Origin of the sequence: Actinoplanes sp. NPDC051633 (genome assembly GCF_040681735.1) — a bacterium.
Taxonomy (GTDB): Bacteria; Actinomycetota; Actinomycetes; order Mycobacteriales; family Micromonosporaceae; genus Actinoplanes.
This window is the reverse complement of the sequence record NZ_JBFAZH010001110.1, coordinates 1-2,554: the sequence shown is the minus strand read 5'-3', so window position 1 is coordinate 2,554 and position 2,554 is coordinate 1. Positions and strand designations below refer to the sequence as shown.

The 2,554-nt window shown below is 73.2% G+C and carries 3 protein-coding genes; all 3 read right to left on the bottom strand.

The window, feature by feature from the left end:
- On the bottom strand, positions 1-700 hold a 700-nt coding region (locus AB0M20_RS37675), incomplete at its 3' end, for a vWA domain-containing protein (protein ID WP_364305599.1).
- Positions 684-1,607 carry a protein phosphatase 2C domain-containing protein gene (locus AB0M20_RS37670; protein ID WP_364305597.1) on the bottom strand — a complete coding sequence of 308 codons (924 nt, stop codon included), beginning with the start codon at positions 1,605-1,607 and terminating at the stop codon, positions 684-686. The genes AB0M20_RS37675 and AB0M20_RS37670, both read right to left, overlap by 17 nt.
- Positions 1,604-2,554 (bottom strand): tetratricopeptide repeat protein (locus AB0M20_RS37665; RefSeq protein ID WP_364305596.1); only part of this gene is annotated, 951 nt, incomplete at its 5' end. The genes AB0M20_RS37670 and AB0M20_RS37665, both read right to left, overlap by 4 nt.

Below are 2,554 nucleotides of genomic sequence, written 5' to 3'. Positions count from 1 at the left end.
TTTTCGAAATTCCAAATTGCCGTAATTGAATGACCGCGACCTTGCCCATCGCCGCGGTCATCATCTGCTCGAAGGCGGCGGTCAGGTCGGACGGCCGGGCGACGATGTCGACCGAGCCGAGCATCGCCGAGGCGATCTTGCGGAGCTCGGCCACCTTCCAGTTCGTGCCGACGCCACGGCAGTCGCACTGGAACTTGCCGGCGAGGTCGGCGAGGACGCGCTCCAGATATCCGGTGTGCTCGCCGTTGTCGCCGTCGGTGAGCAGGATGGCGTGCGCGATGTCGCCGGGCCGCTGGGCGAAGAGCTGACCGGCCAACTTGAGCCAGGCGCCCATCGCGGTGCCGCCGCTGGGCCGCAGCCGGTCGAGTGCGAGCACCGCGTCGCGCCGGGTCTCCGCCGACGACACGGCCAGCTGCCCGGGGGCCGGGAAGAGCTGCTGGGCGGTGCTGACGCCGGCGATGATCGCGAAGTGCACGCCGTCGTCGAGGCAGTGCACCGCGGCCTTGGCGGCCTGCTTCGCGGCGTCCATCCGGCCCTCGGCCTGCATCGAGCCCGACGCGTCGACGATGATCACCTCGGTCGCGCCGCCGGCTCGGCGGACCCCGGGCGTGCCGGTGGCGGTGACCGTCACGATCGCGTTGACCTCGCTCGCGCCGAGCGGCAGGTACTCGTTCTGGAACGTCTCAGCGGTGTACGCCACGAGAACCTCCCTCGGGTGCCATATTCACAGGTACCAGCGCCACGGTGATGTTGTCCGCGCCGCCACGCTCCTTGGCCAGATCGGTCAGGGAACGCGCCGCCGCGATGCAATTAAAGCCGGTCAGCGCATCCCGGACCGCTTCGGCGAACTCGTCCGGCCCGGTGAGGTAGTTCCACAGCCCGTCGCTGCACAGCACCAGATGCCCCGGCGCCCTCACCTCGAAGGTTCCGGAGTGCGGCCGGACCGGGCCGGCGTCGGCGCCCAGCCAGGCGGTGATCGCGTGCGCCTTGGGGTCGAGCATCGCCGTCGAGGGGTCGGCGCCCATCGCGACCGCGTGCCGGGCCCACGAGTCGTCCTCGGTGAGCTGCTCGGCCGGCCCGTCGAGCGGAACGAAATAGGCCCTGCTGTCCCCGACCCACGCGAAGGCGACGGACGAACCGCGCAGCGTCGCGGCGACGATCGTGCAGGCCGGAGCGTCGCTGGAGGAACCGAGCTCGGCGACGGCCCCGGCGGCCGCGGCCACGGCGGCGGCCGGATCGGCGGACGGCAGCAGCGCTCCGGCGGAGGCGACCGCCGCCGCGGAGGCCTTGTCGGGGTGGGACGAGCTGGACACGCCGTCGCACACCACCAGGTCGACGTCGGCACCGCGAGCCGTCATGAACACGGCGTCCTCGTTGCGGTGGTGCCGCAGCCCCCGGTCGGTGACCGCGCCGCCGGCCTCGCCGAGGTCGATCTCGAGGTGGTCGTTGGGCCGCTCGGCCAGCATCCCGCAGCTCTCGCAATATCCGTCGTCGCCAACCCCGCCGCCGCAGTGCGCGCAGGTCACCAGCCGGCGTCCGCACGCCTCGCAGAAGGTCGCCCCCGCCAGCCGCTCGTCGTCGCAGGACAGGCAATCCACCGCGGTCACGTGCGGGTCCTCGGCCGGGCGCCGTTGGCCAGGTCCACCAGCCGGATCTTCTCCATGCCGTGCGCGGCGCGGGCCATCTCCCGGTACGCCGCCTCCAGTGCGAACCGCACCCCGCGCTCGTCGGCGACCGCTCCCGGCTGAGAAGACTGAGACGAGTCGTGCGACGACCCGAGGACGACCGCGGGAACCGGCCGCCCCCCGTCCAGCGCGAGCAGCGCCTGCTCGAGCAACTCCGCGCGCAACGCCGCCACCTGTGCCGCCTCCACTTCCAGCCGGTCGATCAGCTCGGCCGCCGCCGCCAGCGCCGCCACGTCCCCGGTGGCCGCCGGGTGCGGCCGGACCAGCGCCCGCACGGCGCCCACCTGCGAGCTGTGGTACGCCGCCGACGTCCCCGGCACTCGGTTGTACGCCTCCACCGCGCCGCTGCGGTCACCGGTCGCCAGCCGGCACCGGGCCAGCCCGGCGGACGCCGTCGTGTACGACGGATCCGTGCGGCTGACCACGTCGTAGTAGCCCGCCGCCGCCGCGTGCTCACCGGCCATCTCCAGCGCGAGCGCCAGCCCCAGCTTCGGCGCGAGCTCGCCGGGCAGCGAAGAGTACACCTCGTCGAACCGCGCCTTCGCCTTGACCAGATCGCCGGAGGCCAGCCCGAGCAGACCGCCGTACCAGGCCACCCGCCAGTCGCCGGGCGTCGTCGCCGCGAGGGTGTCGAGGGTCCGCTTGGCGTGCGCGAAGACGTCCAGCCCGGGATGGTCGGCGTAGGTCGCCGCGCCGAGGTCGATCATCGCGCGCAACGCCCGCAGCTGGACCTCGACGGTGTGTGCCGGCGCGCGGCGGAGCAGGGTGAGCACCTGCTGCGGGTCGGTGACGGTGACCGAGGCGAGGAACGCGGCGGCCGAGTCGTTCAGGTCGACGATCGGCGCGGGCAGGTGCCGCCAGTCCGGCAC